Annotated in this window: 1 protein-coding gene; it reads left to right on the forward strand. The window is 60.5% G+C overall.

Annotation, left to right across the window (positions count from 1 at the left end):
• Nucleotides 1-210 precede the first annotated feature (210 nt).
• Nucleotides 211-603: hypothetical protein (locus HGP29_RS28480; protein WP_211093475.1), on the forward strand; the 393-nt coding region annotated here is incomplete at its 3' end.

Consider the following 603-nt stretch of genomic DNA (forward strand, 5'->3'; position numbering starts at 1 on the left):
CGAGGATTTTCACAGTTCAGTACCTGTCTGAGAACGAGAGTTAACTGGGGAAGTGTGCCATAATCTGGCCGCCAGGCATACTCATCACCTGGTTCCAGCACCGCGATATCGAAAGGATGAATCATGACGCACCCCCTTGCTGATATGCCAGACCGTCCTCCAGGGCGAGGCCCATCAGGCACTGCCGCCACCGGCGAACCTTCGCTTTCCATGCAGCAACGCACCGTTCTGGAGCGACTGATCACGCGCCTGGTGGCGCTGACCTCGCAGCAGAACGCGGAAGTGTGGGCCTGCGTCAAACATGACCTCGGACTGAAAGGCGACTCGCCCCTGCTGGCCTGCCATTTCAGCGCCGCGGAGGCCAGTCTCAACCAGCGCTTAGCCGCCGCTCAGGATAATCATCATCATCGCCAGACCTTAGCGCAGCTCAGCGATCTGCTCGGTCAGGGCAATAACCGCCAGGCGGTGAGCGATGATATTCGTCAGCATTATGGGCAAACGGCGCTGCATGCCCTTAGCCAGACGCAGCTGGAGACCATTCTGCATCTGCTGCAGCATGGCCAGCTGTCGATCCCGCAGCCGCAGCAGCGCCCGCCGACCCTG

The organism is Flammeovirga agarivorans, from assembly GCF_012641475.1.
In the GTDB taxonomy this organism is placed as follows: domain Bacteria; phylum Bacteroidota; class Bacteroidia; order Cytophagales; family Flammeovirgaceae; genus Flammeovirga; species Flammeovirga agarivorans.